Below are 20,573 nucleotides of genomic sequence, written 5' to 3'. Positions count from 1 at the left end.
TAGCGGGATCTGAGCGGATGAACAAGAACCTGATGATGGGCGCCGGCCTGGTGGTGGCGCTGGCATGCGGCGCCGTGGGCGGCAATTTCTGGGCGCAGCGCAATGCCGGACAGGTGCCGGGCGCTGCCGGCAAGCCGACGGCGCTGGCCGACGCGGCGGCCGGACAGGCCGCGCAGCCGCGCGCGCGCGCCATCCCCACCACGCTGGCGCTGCCCGAAGGCGGCTTCGACCCGAAGATCGTGCAGAGCGCGACCTTCAGCGCGCAGCCGGTGCGGGTGGACATGCCGACGCCGGGCCGGCTGGCCTACAACGTGCAGCAGGCCAAGCTGGCCTCGGCGCGGGTGGCGGGCCGGGTGGAACGCATCCTGGTGTACGAGGGCGCCAAGGTGCGCGCCGGCCAGCCGCTGGCCGAGCTGTACTCGCCCGACTACATCGCGGCGCAGAACGAGTTCCTGCTGTCGCACAATGCCTACCACACCTTGTCGAGCAGCGACCTGAAGGAGCTGCTGGACGATGCGCGCCAGACCATGCAGTCGGCCGAGAACAAGCTGCGCGTGCTGGGCGCGAGCAGCGAGGACATCGCGCGCATCCGCGAGCGCGGCACGGTCAGCGAGACGCTGACGATCCGGGCGCCGATCAGCGGCACCATCGTCAAGCGTGAGATGGACCAGGGTTCCTACCTGAACGTGGGCGACGCGCTGATGAGCGTGATCGACACCAGCTCGGTCTGGTTCACCGGCAACCTGTACGAGCACGATATCCGCAACGTCAAGCTGGGCCAGGCCATCGAGATCGAGACGGCGGCCTACCCGGGGCGGCGCTACACCGGCCGGGTGAGCTTCATCGCGCCGAACGTCGATGCCGACACGCATACGCTGCAGGTGCGCTGCGACGTGCCCAACCCGGACGGGCTGCTCAAGCCGGAGATGTACGCCACCGCGCGCATCGTGACCGGCAGCCGGCAGGCGCTGGTGGTGCCGCAGTCGGCCATCGTCAAGGACCAGGGCAAGCTGGTGCTGCTGACGCAGCCGGACGCGCAGCACGTGCGCCGGCAGGTGGTGCAGGGCATGCCGCAGGGTGACGGCATGTTCGCCGTGACCGACGGCGTGCCGCTGGCGCAGCCGCTCAAGGTGTTCACGCAAGGGGGCATGCTGCTCAACGAGATGCTGCTCAAGCAGGAGTCCTGAGATGGCCTTCTCGCCGATTCAAGCCATCATCAAGCGGCGCCTGATGATCGTCTTCCTGGCCGTCGCCTTGCTGGTGGCCGGGGTCCTGAGTTTCCTGCGCCTGCCGCTGCAGGCCTATCCCGGCGTGGCGCCGGTGACGGTGCAGGCCATCACGCAATGGCCGGGCCGCAGCACGGTGGAGGTGGAGCAGCAGATCACCATCCCGGTGGAGAACGCGCTGGCCAGCGTGCCGGACGTGCAGTCCTTCCGCTCGGTGTCGCTGTTCGGGCTGTCGGTGGTGACGGTGAAGTTCAAGGAGGGCGTCGACAGCTTCAAGGCGCGCCAGAACTTCGTCACCTACCTGTCGCAGGCCAACCTGCCGCAGGGCGTGCAGTCGGATCTCTCTCCGGACGGCGACGCCACCGGCGAGATCCTGCGCTACCGCATCGAAGGCAACGGCGTGGACGTCACCACGCTGAAGACGCTGCAGGACTACAGCGTCTACAAGGAGATCAAGCACGTTCCCGGCGTGGCCGACATCACGGCCTTCGGCGGCATGGTCAAGCAGTACCAGATCGTGCCGACGCCGGAGAAGATGCAGGCCTACGGCCTCACGCTCAAGCAGGTCATCGACGCGGTGACCAATGCCAACGCCAACACCGGCGGCGGGCTGATGAAGGCCGGCGAGCAGCAGTTCGTGGTGCGCGGCGTGGGCCTGCTGCAGACGCTGGACGATATCCGCAACGTCACCGTGGCGGCGACCAACGGCGTGCCGGTGCGCGTGCGCGACATCGCCGAGGTGCGCGAGGGCCATGCGCAGCGCCTGGGCATGGTGCAGTTCGACCAGCATGACGACATCGTGCAGGGCATCGTGCTGATGAAGCGCGGCGAGAATGCCACCGAGGTGCTGGCGCGCGTGCGCGACAAGATCGACGAGATCAACCGCAACGTGCTGCCGCCCGACGTCAAGGTCAAGACCTTCTACGACCGGCAGAACCTGCTCGACCTCACCATGGGCACGGTGGAGCATGCGCTGTTCGTCGGCATCTCGCTGGTGCTGGTGGTGCTGTTCATCTTCCTCGGCAGCTTCCGCGCGGCCGCGGTGGTGGCGGCGGTGATTCCGCTGGCGCTGTGCGTGTCCTTCATCAACATGGATCACTTCAAGGTGCCGGCCAACCTGATCTCGCTGGGCGCCATCGACTTCGGCCTGATCGTGGACGCGGCGGTGATCGTGATGGAAAACATCATGCGCCACCTGGAGGAGGGCAAGGCCAAGCCGCAGGACGCCATCGTCAAGGCCACCGGCGAAGTGCAGCGGGCCATGATCTTCTCCACCGGCATCATCATCGTGGCCTACTCGCCACTGTTCTTCATGGGCGGGGTGGAGGGCATCATCTTCAAGCCGATGGCCTTCACCATGGGCTTCGCGCTGCTGGCCTCGATCGTGCTGGCGCTGACCTTCGTGCCGGCGGTGACCTCCTTCGTCTTCAGCGGTTCGCTGCGGCCGCACTCGCCGCGCTTCATCGAGATCATCCTCAACGGCTACAAGCCGCTGCTGCGCGCCCTGCTCAAGCGCCCCGGCATGGTCTTCCTGGCCGCCGCGCTCGGCCTGGGCGCCACCCTGTACAGCTCGCGCTACCTGGGCACCGAGTTCCTGCCCACGCTGGAAGAGAACAACCTGTGGCTGCGCGTGACGCTGCCGGTGACCACCGACCTCGACTACTCGGCCGGCGTCGCCAAGGAGCTGCGCGCCTATTTCCGCGAGCAGCCCGAAGTCGCCACCGTGGCGGTGCAGATCGGCCGTCCCGATGACGGTACCGATTCGGGCGGTGTCTACAACCAGGAATACGCGCTCTACTTCAAGCCGCGCGACGCCTGGCCCAAGGGCACGACCAAGCAGCAGGTGGTGGAGCGCCTGAGCGCGCGGCTGGACCGCGTGCCGGGCATCGAGTACAACTTCTCGCAGTACATCCAGGACAACGTCAACGAGGCGCTGTCCGGGGTCAAGGGCGAGAACTCGGTCAAGATCTTCGGCTCCGACCTGCTTGCCCTGCAGGACAAGGCCAAGGAGGTGGAGGCGGTGCTGAAGAAGGTGCCGGGCCTGGCCGATGTGGGCATCTTCAAGGAACTGGGCCAGCCCACGCTGAACATCTCGGTGGACCGCGAGAAGATGGCGCGCTTCGGCCTCAGCGTCGACGACCTGCAGACCGTGGTGCAGTACGCCATCGGCGGCGACCCGGTCACGCAGATCCTCGACGGCGAGAAGACCTTCGGCCTGACCGTGCGCCTGAACGACAGCGCGCGCAGCAGCCCGGACGTGATCAACCGCCTGCTGGTGGACACGCCCGACGGGCAGCGCATCCCGCTGTCGATGGTGGCCAAGGTGGAGGCCACCGACGGTCCCTTCTTCATCTACCGCGAATCCGGCAAGCGCTATATCGCCATCAAGTTCAGCGTGCGCGAGCGCGATCTCGGCAGCGCGGTGGCCGAAGCGCAGGCCGAGGTCAAGCGCGCCGTGGCGCTGCCGGCCGGCTACACCATCTTCTGGGACGGCCAGTTCAACCAGATGAAGATCGCCCAGGGCAAGCTGGCGGTGATCGTGCCGGTGACCATCCTGGTGATCTTCCTGCTGCTGTACAGCACCTTCGGCAACTTCAAGGACGCGCTGATGGTGGTGCTGAACGTGCCGTTCGCGGCCATCGGCGGCCTGCTGTCGCTGCATATCGCCGGCGAGACGCTGAGCATCTCCGCGGGCATCGGCTTCCTGTCGCTGTTCGGCATCGCCATCCAGGACGGGGTGATCCTGATCTCCTACATCAACCGCCTGTCGCAGTCCGGCGCGGACGACTTGCATGAAGCGGTGGTGGAGGGCGCCTCGCTGCGGCTGCGCCCGGTGGTGATGACGGCCATGCTGGCCGGCCTGGGCCTGCTGCCGGCGGCGCTGTCGCACGGCATCGGCTCGGAGGCGCAGCGGCCGCTGGCGCTGGTGATCGTGGGCGGCATGGTGACCACCACGCTGCTGACGCTGCTGGTGCTGCCGGTGGTGTTCGCCTGGGTCAACCGCCGCCGCAATGGTGGTGGCAACGGTGGGGGCAACGGCGGCAACAACGGCAATCATGGTGGCGACTATGCTGGCGCCGAGCCCGGCGCGCTGGCGGGGGCCGCGAGCGCCTGATGGCGGCGGTGCCGGAGGCTTGCCGGCACCTGCCGGCACTTGTGCAGCCGCTCCGCCGGGGCCACCATCGGCTTGACGATCTTGCCCGCGCGCCCCACCCGGCGCGCGGGCCCGCAGGGAGAAGGAAGATGAACGGAACCAAGACGACGCCGGGACGCCTGGCCGTGGCCATGATGGCCTGCTGTCTCGCGTTGGCCCCGGCGCTGGCGGGGGCCTCGGCCAGGTCCGCCGGCGGCGGTGCGCAGAAGCCGGCCAAGCCGGCCAAATCGGATAACCGGAACTCCGTGCTGCCGGGCAATGCGCGCCGCTGAGCGTAGCGGAGCACGCGGCGGAGCACGCGGCGGAGCACGCAGCAAAGAGCGCGGCACGGGCAGGACGGCGGCGGATGACGGCGCCACGGCGCTGATGCACTGGCGCCCCAGCGTCGCCGACGAGGCGGCCGACCAGGCGCTGGCCGGCTTTCTCGAGGCGGCCTGGCGCCGCCTGCGCTCGGACAGCCGGCAGCCGCCGTCCTGCCCGCGCTGCGGCACGCAGGGCGCGAGCCCGTGCGGCCACGACAGCTCGGGCTTGCCGCAGTTCCTGTGCCACGCCTGCCGGCGCCGCTTCAACCGGCTGACCGGCACGCCGATGGCGCGGCTGCGTCCGCAGGACAAGCTGCGCGCCTTCTTCGGAATCGCCTCGCACCACTGGTCGGTCGCCGACGCTGCCCGCCAGCTCGGCGTGAGCAGCGAGACCGTGCTGCACTGGTCGCTGCAGACGCGGCTCTGGCTGCTGGAACTCGACCCCTCAGGCACCTGGGAGCGGCGCGTGCAACTGGGCGTGCACTACCGCTTTGTGCCGGCCACGGTCCCGGCCGTGGCCGGCTGCCGCTGCGAGCCGCCGGCCGCGGAGACTGCCGGCGCCTTGCAGGACGGGGGGCTGCAGCGCATCTGTCCCCTGTGCGAACAGGCGAAGCATGCCTGAGTTGTCTTGCGCCTGACACCTGGCGTGCCAGGTCTGCCTGGCGCACGCGGCGGCGTTGCGTGCCGCCTGTCCCTCGCCTAGATTGGTTGCATCCGGGCCACGTCCCCGGCCTTCGGCGTGGACGTGCCTGCGGCCCGGCATCCCGCGCGCCGGCATCTGCCGCGCGGCAGACGGGGACGGGAGGAGACCATGGCGCGCCAATCGAAGTGGTGGAACCTCCTGGCCGGCCAGCCGCTCGATCCGCTCGCCCCGGGCACGCGGCACGCGATCGCCGTGGTGCCGCTGCTGGCGTGGGTGGGACTCGGTGCCGACGGCCTGTCCTCTTCCTGCTACGGTCCCGAGGAAGCCTTCCTGGCGCTGGGCGCGCATACGCCGCTGGCGCTGTTCCTGGCGGTGGCCACCGCCACCACGGTCTTCATCATCGCCGTCGGCTACAACCAGGTCATCGAACTGTTCCCCAGCGGCGGGGGTGGTTACCGGGTCTCGACCGCGCTGCTGGGGCCGGTGCCCGGCCTGGTCTCGGGCGCGGCCCTGCTGGTCGACTACGTGCTGACGGTCAGCACCTCGCTGGCCAGCGGCGTCGACGCCTTCTTCAGCCTGCTGCCGGTCGGGGCGCAGGGTTTCAAGCTGGCCACCGAGCTGCTGATCGTGGTGCTGATGACCGGCCTGAACTTCCGCGGCATGAAGGAATCGATCCTGGTCCTGATGCCGATCTTCCTCGCCTTCGTCGTGCTGCACCTGGGCCTGATCGTCTACGGCGTCGCCGCGCACGGGCAGCGCCTGGCCGCCGTGGTGCCGGATGCGGTGGGCGAGGCCTCGCACCTGTCGCAGACCATGGGCACCATGGTGGTGGCGGCGCTGCTGATGCGCGCCTTCTCGCTCGGGGGCGGCACCTATACCGGCCTGGAAGCGGTCTCGAACAATGTCAACATGCTGGCCGAGCCGCGCGTGGCCAACGGCAAATGGACCATGTTCTACATGGCCAGCTCGCTGGCCTTCACCGCCGGCGGCATCATCCTGCTGTACATGCTGTGGCATGCCGCGCCGCAGGAAGGGCAGACCCTCAACGCGGTGGTCTTCCGCAGCGTGATCGGCAATCTCGGGCTGGGCTCGGACGCGCTCGCGCACGGCCTGCTGGCGCTGGTGCTGGCTTCGGAGGCGGGGCTGCTGCTGGTGGGCGCGCAGACCGGCTTCCTCGACGGGCCCGCGGTGCTTTCCAATATGGCGGGCGATTACTGGGTGCCGCGCCATTTCCGCGACCTGTCCGCGCGCCTGGTGCGCCAGAACGGCGTAGTGGTGATGGGCGTCGCCAGCCTGCTGATCCTGCTGTGGACGCGCGGCGAGGTGTCGGTGCTGGTGGTGCTCTACAGCATCAACGTCTTCCTGACCTTCAGCATGTCGCTGTTCGGCCTGTGCGTGTACTGGTGGCGCCATCGCACGCAGCCGCGCTGGCTGGTGCGCTTCGCGCTGTCGCTGCTGGGCTTTTCGGTGACCGCCTCGGTGCTGGTCATCACGCTGGTGGAGAAGTTCGGCGCCGGCGGCTGGCTGACGGTGCTGGTGACCGGGCTGGTGATCGCGCTGTGCCTGGGCGTGAAGCGCCACTACACCACCACCCGCGCCGAGCTGGCGCGCGCCGATGCGCTCTTCGCCGGCAGCGCGCCGCTGGTCGATGCCGAGCGCGTGCGGCCGCTGGACCCGGCCGCGCCGACCGCGGTGCTGCTGGTGGGCAAGCACCGGGGCGCCAGCATGCATGCGCTGCTATGGGTGCAGCGCCTGTTCCCCGGGCACTTCAAGAACGTGGTCTTCCTGGCCGTGGGCGAGGTCGACGCGCAGAGCTATGAAGGCCAGGAGACGCTGCAGCGGCTGCAGCAGGCCGTGGGAGAATCGCTGCGCTACTACGTGGCCTGCAGCCAGCGCCACGGGCTCGCGGCGGAAGCGCGCGCGGCCTACGGGACCAATCCGGTGCGCGAGTTCATCGGCCTGGTCGACGCCGTGACCGCCCAGTACCCCAACAGCGTCTGCTTCGCCAGCAAGCTGATCTTCCGCCGCGTGAACTTCCTCACCGCCTGGCTGCACAACCAGACCCCGGTGGAACTGCAGGAGCGGCTGCACCTGCAGGGCAAGCAGATGGTGCTGCTGCCGATGAACGTGCAGTGAGAGGGGCGATGGCGCGCGGCGCGGCGGGCGGGGCGCGCAGCCGCCCGGCCTACCTGACCAGTGTCACCGGCACGCGCGACAGGCGCAGCAGCCGGTTGGAGAGGTGGCCGGCGAAGAGGGCGCCCATCGGCGAGCGCGCGGCGGTGCCCATCACGATGGCGTCGCAATCGTTGGCGGCGGCGGTGTCGGCGATGGTGCGGGCGATGTCGCCCACCTTGACCTGGGCGACATAGGGGGTGCCGGCGTCTTCCAGGATGCGGCGGGCCTCCTGCAGGGCGGCCTCGCCATCGCGCGCCTCGAGCCGGCGCAGGGCGTCGAGGCGGTGGAAGGCCGCGGCGCGGCCCGCTTCCAGCGGCTCCTGCACATTCAGCAGGACGATATCGGACACGCACTTGTCCCGGTACATGAAGGCCGCGTGCCGCACGGCGTCCAGGGCATGCTTCGAGCCGTTGACCGGTACCAGTACCTTGAGCATGGCTTTCTCTCCCGTTTGCCTGCGCTTGTCTTGCCTCTTTCCTCTAGCCTCTAGCCTCTTGAGGGGGGCGGGGGCTGGCGTGCCGTCCCGCCACACCTCTATCTAATCCCCGGCGGTGCAAAGATTGTGTAAAGAGTGGCGCGCGCGGCCTTGCGGTCGGGGCCATGCGGTACCGGACAGGGACGGCTGCCGGCGGCACCGGGGGTGGACCGCCACGGGCCGGTCGGGCTGGCCTGGTGCTCAGCGCTCAGCGCCCTGCCAGGCCGCCGCCGCCGTCGACGCCGAGCACCTGCCCGGTGATGAAGCCGGCATCGGCAGACAGCAGGAAGCACACCGCCGCCGCTACTTCATCCGGCTGGCCCATGCGGCCCATCGGGATGCCGGCCAGCACCCGCCGTTCCGCCTCGCTGCCGACCGGGCGCGAGCGGCGGAACAGTTCCGTCTCGACCGGTCCGGGCGAGACGGCGTTGACGGTGATGCCGTGCGGCGCCAGTTCCAGCGCCCAGGTGCGGGTGCAGCCGACCAGCGCGCTCTTGGCGGCCGAGTAGGCGGTGCGGTCGCGCGCGCCGAGGATCGCGCGGCTGCAGATGTTGACGATGCGGCCATGGCCGCGCTGGCGCATCGCCTCGACGAAGGCCTGCGTGACCTGCACCGCGACGCGCACATTGAGGTCGAACACCGTCTGCAGCGCGGACAGGTCGATGCCGCCGAGCGGCTGCGGCGCCACCAGGCCGACGTTGTTGACCAGTCCCACGATGTCGAAGCGGGCGCTTACCTGTGCCAGCACCGCGTCGGTCTCGTCGACGCGCGACAAGTCGCAGGGCAGCAGCGTGCCCGGGAAATCCGCCTCCGCCGCGCCGCGCGCCAGCCCGACCACATGCCGGCCGCTTGCCGCCAGCCGTTGCGCGATCGCCAGGCCGATGCCCTTCGAGGCGCCTGTCACCAGTACCGCTTCCTGCTTCATGCCGTGTTCTCCTCCGTGTCGGGCCCGCCGGCGGCGGGCAGTGTGGGTCACCGCGCATGCTACCGCTGTCGTCCGCTCCCTGCTGGCGGCCGACGCGGCGAACAGATGCCGGATGCGGCGCACCCGGGTCTTGGAATTGCGCAATGCATCACACGACATGCCATTGTCTGAAGCGGGTTCTCAGAGTTTTTCTATAATCAATGTTGCGGTGCCGCATATCACTGCCGGCGGCCGCCGTGCGGCACGAGGGACGCGGGGCCGGCAAGGAGACAGCAGATGCCACCATGCGAGCGATGCCATGAACAGGCGGGCCGGCCAGGGCACTTCCCGCCGCACCGCGACCTCGTGCCCGGCCCGGTGCTGCGCGACGAGGCGGGCCAGAAGGTCTACACCTACCGCTGCCGCCGCTGCGGCCAGGCCATGCTGCTGCAGGCGCCCTCGGCCGACCTGCCGGACCGCTGGAGCTTCGGCGGGCGGACCTGCAGGTTCTAGTTGGAACGGCTTGCGCAACGGATCGAAGACTCCGGGCGCCAGGACTCCGGGCACCGCTTCCGCAACGGGTATCGGGCCCCGAGCGCATGCGCGGACAGGCCATCGCACGCCGCCGCCGGGCGGCGCAGGATTTACAATCGCGCTTTTACCCGGCGCGGATCCTCCGGCCCGGGCGACCTGACTGAGCAGACAGACCTGATATGAGCCACATCGGAACCCCCCTCTCTCCCTGCGCGACCAAAGTGATGCTGCTCGGCTCGGGCGAACTCGGCAAGGAAGTGCTGATCGCCCTGCAGCGCCTCGGCGTCGAGACCATCGCGGTCGACCGCTATGCCGACGCGCCGGGGCAGCAGGTGGCCCACCATGCGCGCACCATCGCCATGAGCGACGCCGACCAGCTCAAGGCGCTGATCGAGGCGGAGAAGCCCGACCTGGTGGTGCCGGAGATCGAGGCCATCGCCACGCCCGCGCTGGAAGCGCTGGAAGCGGCCGGCGTGGCGCGGGTGGTGCCGACCGCGCGCGCCGCGCGCCTGACCATGGATCGCGAGGGCATCCGCCGCCTCGCCGCCGAGACCCTGGGCCTGCCCACCAGCCCCTACCGCTTCTGCGATTCGCTGGAAGAGCTGCAGGCCGCCATCGACGGCGGCATCGGCTATCCCTGCGTGGTCAAGCCGGTGATGAGCAGCTCGGGCAAGGGCCAGAGCAAGATCGACGGCCCCGACGGCGTGCGCGCCGCCTGGGACTACGCCATGGCCGGCGGCCGCGTCAGCCACGGCCGCATCATTGTCGAAGGCTTCATCGACTTCGACTACGAGATCACGCTGCTGACGGTGCGCGCGCGCGGCGCCGGCGGTGAGGTCGAGACGCAGTTCTGCGAGCCGATCGGCCACGTACAGGTCAGCGGCGACTACGTCGAGAGCTGGCAGCCCCACCCGATGCATCCGGCGGCGCTGCGGAAGGCGCAGCAGATCGCCGCCGCCGTGACCGCTGACCTGGGCGGGCAGGGCATCTTCGGCGTGGAGCTGTTCGTCAAGGGTGAGCAGGTCTGGTTCAGCGAGGTCAGCCCGCGTCCGCACGACACCGGCATGGTGACCATGATCACGCAGTGGCAGAACGAGTTCGAGCTGCACGCGCGCGCCATCCTCGGCCTGCCGGTCAGCACCGCGCTCAAGAGCCCGGGCGCCAGCGCGGTGATCTACGGTGGCGTGGACGCCAAGGCCGTGGTCTTCGAGGGCGTCGACGAAGCGCTGCGCGTGCCGCAGACCGACCTGCGCCTGTTCGGCAAGCCGGAGAGCTTCGTCAAGCGGCGCATGGGTGTGGCCCTGGCGCACGCCGCCGACGTCGACACCGCCCGCGAGCGCGCCAAGGAGGCGGCCGCCAAGGTCAAGGTGCGCGCGGCCGGCTGATGCAGCGCCGCATCACGAGGTCCTGACGAGGGGCGGGGCGCCGCGCCCGCGTCTGCAGGCTTGGTGCAGTTGAGGCATCATGCAGTGCTTTGCTGCATTGCCACAAGGATGCCGCCGGGGCACGCGCCTGCTGTCTGCGACGCCCTCCCGTGCCGGACCGCCATGACCTCGCCCAGCCCCTCCTCCTGCCACACCAGCCAGGCCAACCAGGCCAGCCAGACCTGCCAGAGCGCCTTGTCTTCCACCCCAGCCGCCGCCGGTGCGCACGCGGGGCCGGTCGGCGGCGCCGCCTGGATGACACCGCTGCTGGCCGCCGCCTGCGGCCTGGTGGTCGCCAATCTCTACTATGCCCAGCCCCTGATCGGGCCGATCGGCCAGGCGCTCGGCCTGACGCCGCAGGCGGCCGGCCTGATCGTCACGCTGATTCAGCTCGGCTACGGCCTGGGCCTGCTGCTGATCGTGCCGCTGGGCGACATCGTCGAGAACCGCCTGCTGATCGTGTCGCTGCTGGGCGCCAGCGCGCTGGCCCTGGCGCTGGCCGCCGTCGCCAGCCATACCGCGCCTTTCCTGGTGGCCGCCGGCGCCATCGGCCTGTGCTCGGTGGCGGCGCAGGTACTGGTGCCCTTCGCCGCCCACCTGGCGCCGGCAGCCTCGCGCGGCCGCGTGGTCGGCAACGTGATGAGCGGGCTGATGCTGGGCATCATGCTGGCGCGCCCGGTCGCCAGCCTGGTGGCCGATCGCTGGGGCTGGCACGCCATCTTCGCCGCCTCGGCGTTCGGCATGGCCGTGCTGGCGGTGGTGCTGCGGCGCCTGCTGCCGCGCCGCCAGCCGTCGCCGACGGTGCGCTACGGCGACCTGCTGCGCTCGATGGCGACCCTGCTGGCCACGCAGCCCGTGCTGCGCCGGCGCGCCGCCTACCAGGCCTGCATGTTCGGTGCCTTCAGCCTGTTCTGGACCACGGTGCCGCTGTGGCTGGCCAGCCCGGCCTTCGGCCTGTCGCAGCGCGGCATCGCGCTGTTCGCGCTGGCCGGGGTGGCGGGCGCCATCGCCGCGCCGATCGGCGGCCGCCTGGCCGACCGCGGGCGCAGCCGGCAGATGACCGCGCTGGCCATGGTGCTGGCCGCCGGCGCCTTTGCCTGCGGCGATATCAGCCCGAGCGGCCTGAGCGGCCCGCTGCTGGCGCTGGGTGTGCTGACGGCGGCGGCCATCGTGCTCGACTTCGGCGTGGCCGCCAACCTGGTGGTCGGCCAGCGCGCCATCTTCGCGCTCAGCGCCGAGCACCGCAGCCGCCTCAACGGCCTCTTCATGGCTCTGTTCTTCGTCGGCGGCGCGGCCGGCTCGGCGCTCGGTGCCTGGGCCTACGCCACCGGCGGCTGGACCCTGGCGAGCCGCTTCGGGCTGGCGCTGCCGCTGCTGGCGCTGGCGTATTTCGCCACCGAGCGGCGCGCGGCGCGGTAGGCGAACAGCCGCCGCCAGTGCGGGCGCGCCGCGGCAACCCCGGACAAAGAAAAGGGCCGGCGCAATGCCGGCCCTGTCGCTTGCGGCCGCCCGCCGCGGGGGCCGCGGGGGCGGTAGCGGCGCGCGCATGACGCGCGTCGGAATGCGGCTTCGCTGTGCCTCAGCGCACCGTGCCGACCACGCGCACGTACTTGTAGATATCGTCCGCGGTGCTGGAGCGGATCTCCAGGTTGCGCTGGTCGCCGGCCTGGTTGAAGGCGGCGAAGCCGGCGCCGATGCAGCTTTCGCCCGCGGACGAGCCCACCATGTCCGGCTTCAGCGTGATGGTCTTCACATTGCGCGGCAGGTAGTTTGCCTGCGCATACATGCGCTGCGGCAGCGGCGAAGCGGGTGTGACACCGAAGGCGGAGGCCTGGTCGACCGGCTCGTCGGTGACATCGTTGCTCCAGGCCACGTCGACGGTGGGCTGGAAGCCGGTCTTGTCGCTGCCGGCGGTGACGAAGCCCAGGCTCGCCGCGGCGATGCCGTTCCACGACAGCTGCGCCAGGCGCGCGGGCGGTACCACGCCGCTGCCCGCCATGGTGGTGAAGACCACGTCAGGCGCGGCCGCCAGCGCACCGTCGTAGTAGCCGCCGCCGATGGGGCGGTTCCAGACCTCGAAGCGGTAGCGCCCGAATTCCGGCAGCGCGGCGAACTGCGCGTCGCTGAGCGGTGTGGCCGGGTAGGACGCGCTGGTAGCCAGGCGGCTCCAGTCGAGCGTGTCGCCGGCACGCAGCGGGCTGGCCGCCAGCACCACGTGGGTGGTGTTCTGGGCGGTGGTCTGGATGGTCTTGTTCGGCGAGATCGGATCGTCTGCCGCATAGGTGAGGCTGCCGCGGGTGTTCTGCACCGACAGGTAGCCATTGGTGCCGCACACGCGCGAGCGCGCCAGCACCACGCCGGCGGCCGGCAGGCCGGGGCCGCTCACGCGCACGACCTGGGCCTGGGCGGCGGGGCCCCGGTTCGGGTTGAAGAACACGCGCAGGCCGGTCTCGTAGCGGGAGACCACGCCGGCGGCCGGGTTCAGCTCGGTGACGCGGGTGATGCGCGGCGCCACCGAGGCATCGTAGTCGTGCTGGTTGCCGGTCAGCTCCCATTTGGCCGGGGCACCGGCGGCGGCGCGGTTGGTGGCCAGGCGCGTCAGGTGGCCGGTGCTCTTCTCGCTGTCGTTGCGCACATAGGGCAGGCGCAGCAGGGCGGTCGGCTGGCTGGCGGCATTGGTCGCGTGGAAGACGATCTGCGGGGTGCCGAAACGGGCGCCGGTCATGTCGTCGCGGGAGAACAGGCCGCTGAGGTCGTCCGACAGGTTGTAGCTGCTGTTCTTGTAGTCGGCAGCGAAGGCCGCCTGGCAGCTGCCGAGCACGGTGCTGCCGCTCCGGCGGGTCTCGGGCTTGCCGGCGAAGCAGGCTTGCAGCGCGGCGCGGATGGCTTCGAAGTCGGCGGCCCTGGTCTTGATCTCGGGCTTGGCCAGCGGGGCCGGCGGCTTGGCCAGCGATTCCTGCGTCAGCAGGACCTGAGCCGCGCTGCTGTCGGCGTCGAGGGGCAGGCCGATATTGACCAGGCGCGCTCCGTTGCCGGTCAGTGCCACCTTGACCAGGTCCAGCACGGCGTCGGCCCCTTCACCCTGGCGCGTCAGCGGCGTGGCGATCGGGTCGAACTGCGCCGGGTCGAGGCCGGCTTCCTTGGCCACGTTCTGCAGGACCTGGCGCAGCAGCGCCACGGCGCGCTGTACCTGGTCGGCGTTCGCCTTGCTGCCGAGTACTTCGGGCCGGGCCAGGGCGAGCGGGTCGCCGCCAGCCAGCAGGGCAGCGATGGCGGTGGTCAGCGGTGTCGTGTTGACGGTGGCAGTGGTGCTGCCCGACGGCTTCGCCGGCAGCACCGAGACGTGGGTGGTGCCACCAAGCTGGGCGATCACCGCGAACGGCGCGCGGAAGCTGCCGAGGTCGAAGCGGTAAGCGCCGTTGGCATCCGCGACCTGGGTGCCGACCAGCTTGCCGTCGGCGTCATAGACCGTGACCTTGGCGCCGCCCATGAAGGCACCGGTGGCCGCCGTGCCTTGCAGTGCCGCCTGGGGCTGCGCGTTGCCGCCGCTGCTGCTGCTGCTGCCACCATCACCACCACCGCAGGCCACCAATGCCGCGACCGCAGCCGCCAGCGCGGGCCAAAGCAGGCCCTTGCCGGCCAGCGGCCGGTTCTCCCTGTTTGCTTTCATCGAGATCCCTTCGTTCTTGTTGTGTTCAGGCTCGGATAGCCTGCGCCGGATCGGCGCAACCCCGTCCTTTGTGTTGTACGGCAGACATGGAGTGACGCACCAGCGCCGCCGCGAGCACATCTTAGCGACGCGCATCCGGCGGCCGGCCCCTACCGAAGAAGGGAGGGGGGGCGAAACAGGGGCCGGGCGTTGGTTTGTAATTTTTTGTCCACGCCGTCAACGCCATATATTTCATTGCGTTACAGTCAATTACAGAAGTGCTGCGCCAGTTACAAAAATCCCGGTGCTGAACGGGGGTGTGGCGGCGCGGCGACAGGCGGCCCGGGAGGAGGCCGCCGGATCTGAGGTGTCGCATCAAGGCGGCAGGCGAACAGACCGGAAACCGGCACCGCCCGCCGTGGCAACAGGGGAGCGTTCAATCGTGCAAGAACCTTTGTCGAGCCTGTCATGGCTCGCCAGCGGGCCGCACGCCAGGGGACTGGCGTCCTGGGCTGGCCCGCTTTTGTATTGTCGGTACCTGGGGACCGTGGCCAATGTCTCGGCGGCCTGCCATCCGGTCGGCGTGCGCCGCTGGTGGCTCAAGCGGCTCAAGCTGATCGGGCGTGCCGCCTTCCGCGCCATGGCGGTGCTGTCCTGGCTGCGCGCGGCGGCATCCTGCGCCCTGCTGCGGCGCGTGGCGTCGGCGCGGCCGGTGCTGCTGGAGCGGCCGTTCCGCCCGCTGGCCCGCTTCGGGCTCGGCTTCGACGAGCGCGCGCGCGTGCTGCTGGAGCACTACCGCCTGATGCACGACAAGCTGCCGGCGGCCGTCAGCGAGCGCATCTACCTCGACGGCGGCCTGCGCTGGGCGCTGCCCGACGTGCCCTACGCGCTGCGCCTGGCCGACTCCGGCCCCAATCCGAAGGAGGGCGAGCTGGCCTTCTACTGGATGGACCTCGCGCGCGGGACCTGCCTGGCACAGCTCAGCTTCTACCTGGCGCAGGGCCAGCACGGCATCGAGCTGTTCGTCGGCGGCCTGCAGGGGCCGGCCGGCCCCGACAGCCGCGACGCGATCCGCGAGGCGACGCGCGCCTGCGACGGGCTGCGTCCCAAGGATGCCGTGATGGAGGCGCTGCTGGCGCTGGGCGCCGCGCTCGGCGCCGAGCGCGTGGTGGCGGTGTCGCGCCGCAACCATGTCGGCCGCCAGCGCCGCACGCCGCGCGCCATCCAGGCCGACTACGAGAGCTTCTGGACCGAGGCCGGCGGGCAGGGACTGCCCTGCGGCAATGTCTCGGTGCCGGTGGCGCAGCCGCGCCGTGATCTGGCCACCGTGCCGTCGAAGAAGCGTGCCGCCTACCGGCGCAAGCAGGCGCGCGGCGAAGCGATCGAGGCGGCGGTGCGCGCCTGGCTCGCGGTGCCGGCCGGCGTGGCGGCGGACGTCCCCGCCACCGGCGCGTCGACCGCGCCCGCGTTGGCCTTTGCCTAGTTTCTCACCTGGTTCTCTGCCTGGTCCTGGGCCTCGGCCTGCGCCGACCGCCCGGGCCGGCGCTCAGATCTCCGCGCGCAGCCCGATGAAGAAGCGCCGCCCCGGCGCCGGCTCGAAGTAGCGCCCATTGCTCTCGTTGACGATGACCGAGCCGATGTAGCGGCGGTCGACCAGGTTGTCGAGGCGCCCGTAGGCGTACCAGCGCGTGCCGGCGGCGCGGAAGGCATAGCCGGCACGCAGGTTGAAGGTGGCGTAGGCGGGCGCGGCCTGGGTGTTGAGGTCGTCGGCGAAGACGCGGCTTTCCACGCGTACGCCGGCGCCCAGCACCAGCCCCGGCAGCGCCTCGACGCTGGCCTCGGCGGCCAGGCTTTGGCGCGCCGTGCCCGGCAGCCGGTTGCCGGCCGCCACCAGCAGGCCCTGGGCGTTGCGGAAGGCCTGGCCGAAGAAGGCGTCCAGCCAGGTATAGCTGAGCGCCGCGCCGAAGCGGTCGGCGGGGCCGAAGCGCCCGCTCCAGCCCAGTTCCAGCCCGCGCCGCCGCACTCCGTCGACGTTCTGGTAGGTGGTGCGGCCGTTGTCGCTGGAGAGCGGCACGATCTCGCTATGGCTGTCGGCGTCGAACACCGTCGCTTCGAGCCGCTGGGTGCCGCGCTGCCACTTGAGGCCGAGCTCGCCCTGGCGGCTGGTGGATGGCTGCAGCCCCAGGTTGGCGCCGCTGCCGCCGGGGCCGTAGGCGACCTCGGTGAGCGTCGGCGTTTCCAGCCCGCGGCCGAGGTTGGCGTAGAGGTTGAGCGAGTCGAGCGCGTGCCACACCACGCCCAGCACGGGATTGACCCGGCGGTAGGTGGCGCTGCCGCTGTCGTCGGGGCTGGCGGCGGTGATGTAGTGGTCGTCGATGGAGAGCCGGACCTGGCTGGCGCGCAGGCCGCCGACCAGGCGCCAGGACGGGTGCACGGTCCAGTCGAACTGGGCGTAGGCGCCCAGGCTGCTGGCACGGTCGGTCTCGTCGCGCCGCAGCGCACCCTGCGTGCCGTTCTGGTTCACGTAGCCGGTGCGTGCGTCGCGCATGCCGTCGGCCTCCAGGCCGGCGCTCCATTGCAGCGGCAGCCCGGCCAGCCGCGTCTCGTGCTGCCAGGACAGTGCGCCGCCGCCGTAGCTGCGGCCGATGTCGACGATGCCGCCGGCCGAGCTGGGCGCGGCGCCGCTCATGCCGAGGTACTGGGTGAGCTGGCGGGTGCCGCCGTAGAGCCGGAAGGACAGGCTGTCCTGCGCGCCCAGCCGGTGCTCGACCACCACGCCGCCCTGGTTCTGCTCGATCTGCTTGCGCGTGTTGAACTGGTCGGCCAGGGCGATGGCCTGGCGCGGGTTGGCGTCGGCCTGGGCGCGCGTGAGCCCCAGCGGATCCTGCGCCAGCGGCTGGCTGAACACATTGAGCAGGGCCGTCACGCGCGTGCCGGCGGCCGGCTCGGCCACCACCTTGGCGTTGAGCTGGCGGCGGCGCGCCGCGCTGTGCCCGCGGTAGCCGTCGGTGGTGAAGGTCCAGGCATCGACGCTGGCGCCGAGCGCGCCGGTGCCGCCGGCGGCGCTGACGCCGGCCATCCACTGGCCGTCCGATCCCATGCCGGTGGTGGCGCGCGCCGTCGCGCTGTCCTTGGGCGGATCGGGCGAGAAGACCTGCACCACGCCGCCGGAGGCATTGCCGTACAGCGCGGCGAAGGGGCCGCGCAGCACCTCGATGCGGCTGGCGTTGGCCAGGTCGGCGGTGGCCGCCTGGCCCTGTCCGTCCGGCATGGTGGCGGGGATGCCGTCGACCAGCAGGCGCACGCCGCGCACGCCGAAGGTGGAGCGGCTGCCGAAGCCGCGCACGGCGAGCTGCAGGTCCTGCGCGTAGTTCTGCCGCTCGCGCGCGCTGAGGCCCGGCACGCCGCCGAGCACCTCGGAGAGGTTGACCAGCGGCGTGGGCGAGGCGAGCGGGTCGAGCGTCACCGCGTCGATGGCGGCCGGCGCGTCGAAGCGCTTCTGCTCGGCGCGGCTGGCGCTGACCACCACGTCCGACAGGGTGGCCTCGTCGGCCCAGGCCGCGGCCGGGGCCGCGGCGAAGGGCATGGCGGCCGGCGTGGCGAGCAGCGCGCCGGCCAGCCAGCGGCGACGCCGGCCGGCGCGTACCGCCTTCCTCACGGCTTGGGTCGCACGGCGTCGGCCGTCGCCTGGATGAAGGCCTTGATCTTCTCCACGTCATCCATGCTCAGCTTGCCGGTGAAGTCCGGCATGCCGCGCGACATCGCCGGCCCCTTGAAGATGAACTTGTCCAGGTTCTGGATGTAGGCCGTGTGCATGTAGCCGAGGTTGGGAATGTTGCCGCCGCGGTCGACGCCGGGCACGCCGTGGCACAGCACGCAGTTGCTGACGTACAGCATGGTGCCCGCCTGCACGTTGGCCGGGTCGTACTTCACGCCCGACAGCAGCGCGCCCTGCTGGTAGGCGACGAAGGCCGGCAGCGGCGCCTTGCCGCCCACGGCGAAGGTGTAGACCGTGCCCGGGCCCTTGCGCTCGGTGGCGCGCTGCGCCTCGCCGTAGACGCCGCCCCAGCCCACCGCGATCGACACGTACTGCTTGCCGTCGACCAGGTAGGTCACCGGCGCGGCGATCACGCCGGTGCCGGTGGGCGTCTCCCACAGCTTCTCGCCGCTGGTGGCGTCGTAGGCGAGGAAGCGCCCGTCGGCGGTGCCCTGGAACACCAGGTTGCCGGCCGTGGTCAGCGTGCCGCCGTTCCAGGGCGAGACGTAGTCCTGCGTCCAGGCGGCCTTCTGGCGCACCGGGTCCCAGGCGATCAGGCGGCCGAAGGGCTGGCTCTTGGGCGGCTCGGCATTGAGGAACTTGGCCGTGTTCCAGCCCAGGTTGCCGTGCGGCTGGCCGGGCTGGCTGCCGTTGAAGGTCCAGTTCTTGTCGTCGATCAGGTTGATGGGCACGTGCTGGGCCGGCAGGTAGACCAGCCCGGTCTGCGGGTTGAACGACATCGGGTGCCAGTTGTGCGCGCCGTAGGGCCCGGGGATGGCATCGTAGGGCTTGGCGCCGTCGCGCGCGGCCGGCAGCTCGATCGGGCGGCCGTCCTTGTCGTAGCCGCTGGCCCAGTTGACGTCGACGAAGTTCCTGGCCGAGATGAACTTGCCGTTGGTGCGGTCGATGACGAAGAAGAAGCCGTTCTTGGGCGCGTGCAGGATGACCTTGCGCGGCTGGCCGTCGAGCTGCAGGTCGGCCAGGATCATCGGCTGGGTCGAGGTGTAGTCCCAGTTGTCGCCCGGGGTCTCCTGGTAGTGCCACACGTACTTGCCGGTGTCGGGGTCGAGCGCGACCACGGAGGCCAGGTAGAGGTTGTCGCCGCCGGCCGGGCTGCGCCGGCTGCGCGACCACGGCGAGCCGTTGCCGGTGCCGATGTAGAGCAGGTTCAGTTCGGGATCGAAGGCCATGGTGTCCCACACCGTGCCGCCGCCGCCGGCTTCCCACCACTTGCCGGCCGGGTCCCAGGTCTTGGCGGCGCGTTCCAGCGCCTCGTCCTCGAACGGCTTGGCGGGGTCGCCCGGCACCGTGAACCAGCGCCACTTCTGCTCGCCGGTGTCGGCGTCGTAGGCGGTCACGTAGCCGCGCACGCCGTACTCGGCGCCGCCGTTGCCGATGATGACCTTGCCCTTGACCACGCGCGGCGCGCCGGTGATGGTGTAGGAGTGCTTGTGGTCGATGATGGTGTCCTTCTCCCACAGCTTGCGGCCGGTGGCCGCGTCCAGCGCGACCAGGCGGCCGTCGTAGGCGCCTACGTAGACCTTGCCCTGGTAGATCGCCACGCCGCGGTTGACCACGTCGCAGCAGCCGCGGTAGCCGATCGAGCGGTCCACCTTGGGATCGAAGCTCCACAGGCGGCGGCCGGTGCGTGTGTCGATGGCGTGCACCACGCTCCAGGAGGCGGTGACATACATGATGCCGTCCACCACCAGCGGGGTGGCTTCGACCCCGCGTGTCGACTCCAGGTTGTAGGACCACACCAGGCCGAGCTGCTTCACATTGCCGCTGTCGATCTGCTTGAGCTTGCTGAAGCGGCTTTCCGCGTAGTCGAGGCCGTAGCTGGGCCAGTCGCCGGTCTTGGCCGCATTGGCCTGGATGAAGGCGCCGTCGACGGCGCCGGTGGCGGCGCGGATGCGCGCGGCCTTGTCGTGGGTCCTGCCCTGGGCCTTGCCCGGCGCCTTGTCCTGGGCCGTGGCGGCCGGGGCCGCGGCGATGGCCAGGGCGAGCGGGGCGACGATGGCGGCCACGCGGGCGAGGCGCCGCGCGGCGGGCTGCGATGCTGGGGTCATGATGTCTCCTGGGGTTCGGTCTTTGTTCTTGTTGCCGTGCTGCTTCTTGCCGCCGTTCCCGTTGCGGACACGGCGCCTGCCGCCGCCATGGCTGCAGCGGCCGCGGGTCGACTGCTCAGGACTGCTCAGGACTGCTCAGGACTGCTCAGGACTGCTCAGGACTGCTCAGGCTGCGGGGCACTGCACCGCGGTCCTCCCGGTGCCGCGGGTTTGCCGCGCTCCCGCGAGGGGAGCGCCGGGGAAAGCTGCCGGCCGCCGCGC

14 protein-coding genes are annotated in these 20,573 nt (G+C 70.9%); 9 read left to right on the top strand and 5 right to left on the bottom strand.

Features of this window, described 5'->3' with window-relative positions:
* The first annotated feature begins 17 nt into the window (after positions 1–17).
* From BKK81_RS19045 to BKK81_RS19025, 5 genes are all read left to right on the top strand, one after another.
* On the top strand, positions 18–1,187 hold the full coding sequence (locus tag BKK81_RS19045) for an efflux RND transporter periplasmic adaptor subunit (protein WP_071016803.1): 1,170 nt from the start codon (positions 18–20) through the stop codon (positions 1,185–1,187).
* A 1-nt stretch (position 1,188) separates the two neighbouring features.
* On the top strand, positions 1,189–4,341 hold the full coding sequence (locus tag BKK81_RS19040; protein ID WP_083384254.1) for an efflux RND transporter permease subunit: 3,153 nt from the start codon (positions 1,189–1,191) through the stop codon (positions 4,339–4,341).
* Positions 4,342–4,469: 128 nt separating this feature from the next.
* The gene (locus tag BKK81_RS19035) at positions 4,470–4,652 is read left to right on the top strand and encodes a hypothetical protein (RefSeq protein WP_071016802.1); all 183 of its coding nucleotides are present in this window, start codon (positions 4,470–4,472) and stop codon (positions 4,650–4,652) included.
* A 94-nt stretch (positions 4,653–4,746) separates the two neighbouring features.
* Positions 4,747–5,304 (top strand): DUF746 domain-containing protein, encoded by a 558-nt coding sequence (locus BKK81_RS19030; RefSeq protein WP_197524020.1) that lies wholly within the window; start codon positions 4,747–4,749, stop codon positions 5,302–5,304.
* A gap of 189 nt (positions 5,305–5,493) precedes the next feature.
* The gene (locus BKK81_RS19025) at positions 5,494–7,461 is read left to right on the top strand and encodes an APC family permease (RefSeq protein WP_071016798.1); all 1,968 of its coding nucleotides are present in this window, start codon (positions 5,494–5,496) and stop codon (positions 7,459–7,461) included.
* Between the two features lie 49 nt (positions 7,462–7,510).
* On the opposite strand, the gene BKK81_RS19020 is transcribed toward BKK81_RS19025, so the two are convergent.
* Complete coding sequence (locus BKK81_RS19020) at positions 7,511–7,936, bottom strand: universal stress protein (protein ID WP_071016796.1); 426 nt, start codon at positions 7,934–7,936, stop codon at positions 7,511–7,513.
* 247 nt (positions 7,937–8,183) lie between these two features.
* Positions 8,184–8,900: an SDR family oxidoreductase gene (locus BKK81_RS19015; RefSeq protein WP_071016794.1), complete on the bottom strand. Its 717-nt coding sequence runs from the start codon at positions 8,898–8,900 to the stop codon at positions 8,184–8,186.
* 276 nt (positions 8,901–9,176) lie between these two features.
* On the opposite strand from BKK81_RS19015, the gene BKK81_RS19010 reads away from it, so the two are divergent.
* The 3 genes from BKK81_RS19010 to BKK81_RS18995 all read left to right on the top strand — a co-directional run bounded on the left by BKK81_RS19010 (position 9,177) and on the right by BKK81_RS18995 (position 12,256).
* Positions 9,177–9,392 (top strand): hypothetical protein, encoded by a 216-nt coding sequence (locus BKK81_RS19010; protein ID WP_071016793.1) that lies wholly within the window; start codon positions 9,177–9,179, stop codon positions 9,390–9,392.
* Between the two features lie 200 nt (positions 9,393–9,592).
* Positions 9,593–10,798 (top strand): formate-dependent phosphoribosylglycinamide formyltransferase, encoded by a 1,206-nt coding sequence (gene purT, locus BKK81_RS19005; protein WP_071016791.1) that lies wholly within the window; start codon positions 9,593–9,595, stop codon positions 10,796–10,798.
* Positions 10,799–11,092: 294 nt separating this feature from the next.
* Positions 11,093–12,256, top strand: coding sequence for an MFS transporter (locus BKK81_RS18995; RefSeq protein WP_071016787.1), 1,164 nt, complete (start codon positions 11,093–11,095; stop codon positions 12,254–12,256).
* 160 nt (positions 12,257–12,416) lie between these two features.
* On the opposite strand, the gene BKK81_RS18990 is transcribed toward BKK81_RS18995, so the two are convergent.
* Positions 12,417–14,507 carry a hypothetical protein gene (locus BKK81_RS18990; protein ID WP_071016785.1) on the bottom strand — a complete coding sequence of 697 codons (2,091 nt, stop codon included), beginning with the start codon at positions 14,505–14,507 and terminating at the stop codon, positions 12,417–12,419.
* A 526-nt stretch (positions 14,508–15,033) separates the two neighbouring features.
* Between BKK81_RS18990 and BKK81_RS18985 the strand changes: the two genes are divergently transcribed.
* The gene (locus BKK81_RS18985) at positions 15,034–15,969 is read left to right on the top strand and encodes a DUF535 family protein (RefSeq protein ID WP_071016783.1); all 936 of its coding nucleotides are present in this window, start codon (positions 15,034–15,036) and stop codon (positions 15,967–15,969) included.
* A gap of 63 nt (positions 15,970–16,032) precedes the next feature.
* Here BKK81_RS18985 and BKK81_RS18980 read toward each other — a convergent pair whose 3' ends face one another.
* Together BKK81_RS18980 and BKK81_RS18975 are read right to left on the bottom strand one after the other, a co-directional pair.
* Complete coding sequence (locus tag BKK81_RS18980; protein WP_071016781.1) at positions 16,033–18,144, bottom strand: TonB-dependent receptor family protein; 2,112 nt, start codon at positions 18,142–18,144, stop codon at positions 16,033–16,035.
* On the bottom strand, positions 18,141–20,312 hold the full coding sequence (locus BKK81_RS18975; protein WP_071016779.1) for a PQQ-dependent dehydrogenase, methanol/ethanol family: 2,172 nt from the start codon (positions 20,310–20,312) through the stop codon (positions 18,141–18,143). The genes BKK81_RS18980 and BKK81_RS18975 overlap by 4 nt, the downstream gene beginning before the upstream one ends.
* Positions 20,313–20,573 lie beyond the last annotated feature (261 nt).

The organism is Cupriavidus sp. USMAHM13 (assembly GCF_001854285.1).
In the GTDB taxonomy this organism is placed as follows: domain Bacteria; phylum Pseudomonadota; class Gammaproteobacteria; order Burkholderiales; family Burkholderiaceae; genus Cupriavidus; species Cupriavidus malaysiensis.
This window is presented reverse-complemented; position numbering and strand designations above follow the sequence as displayed.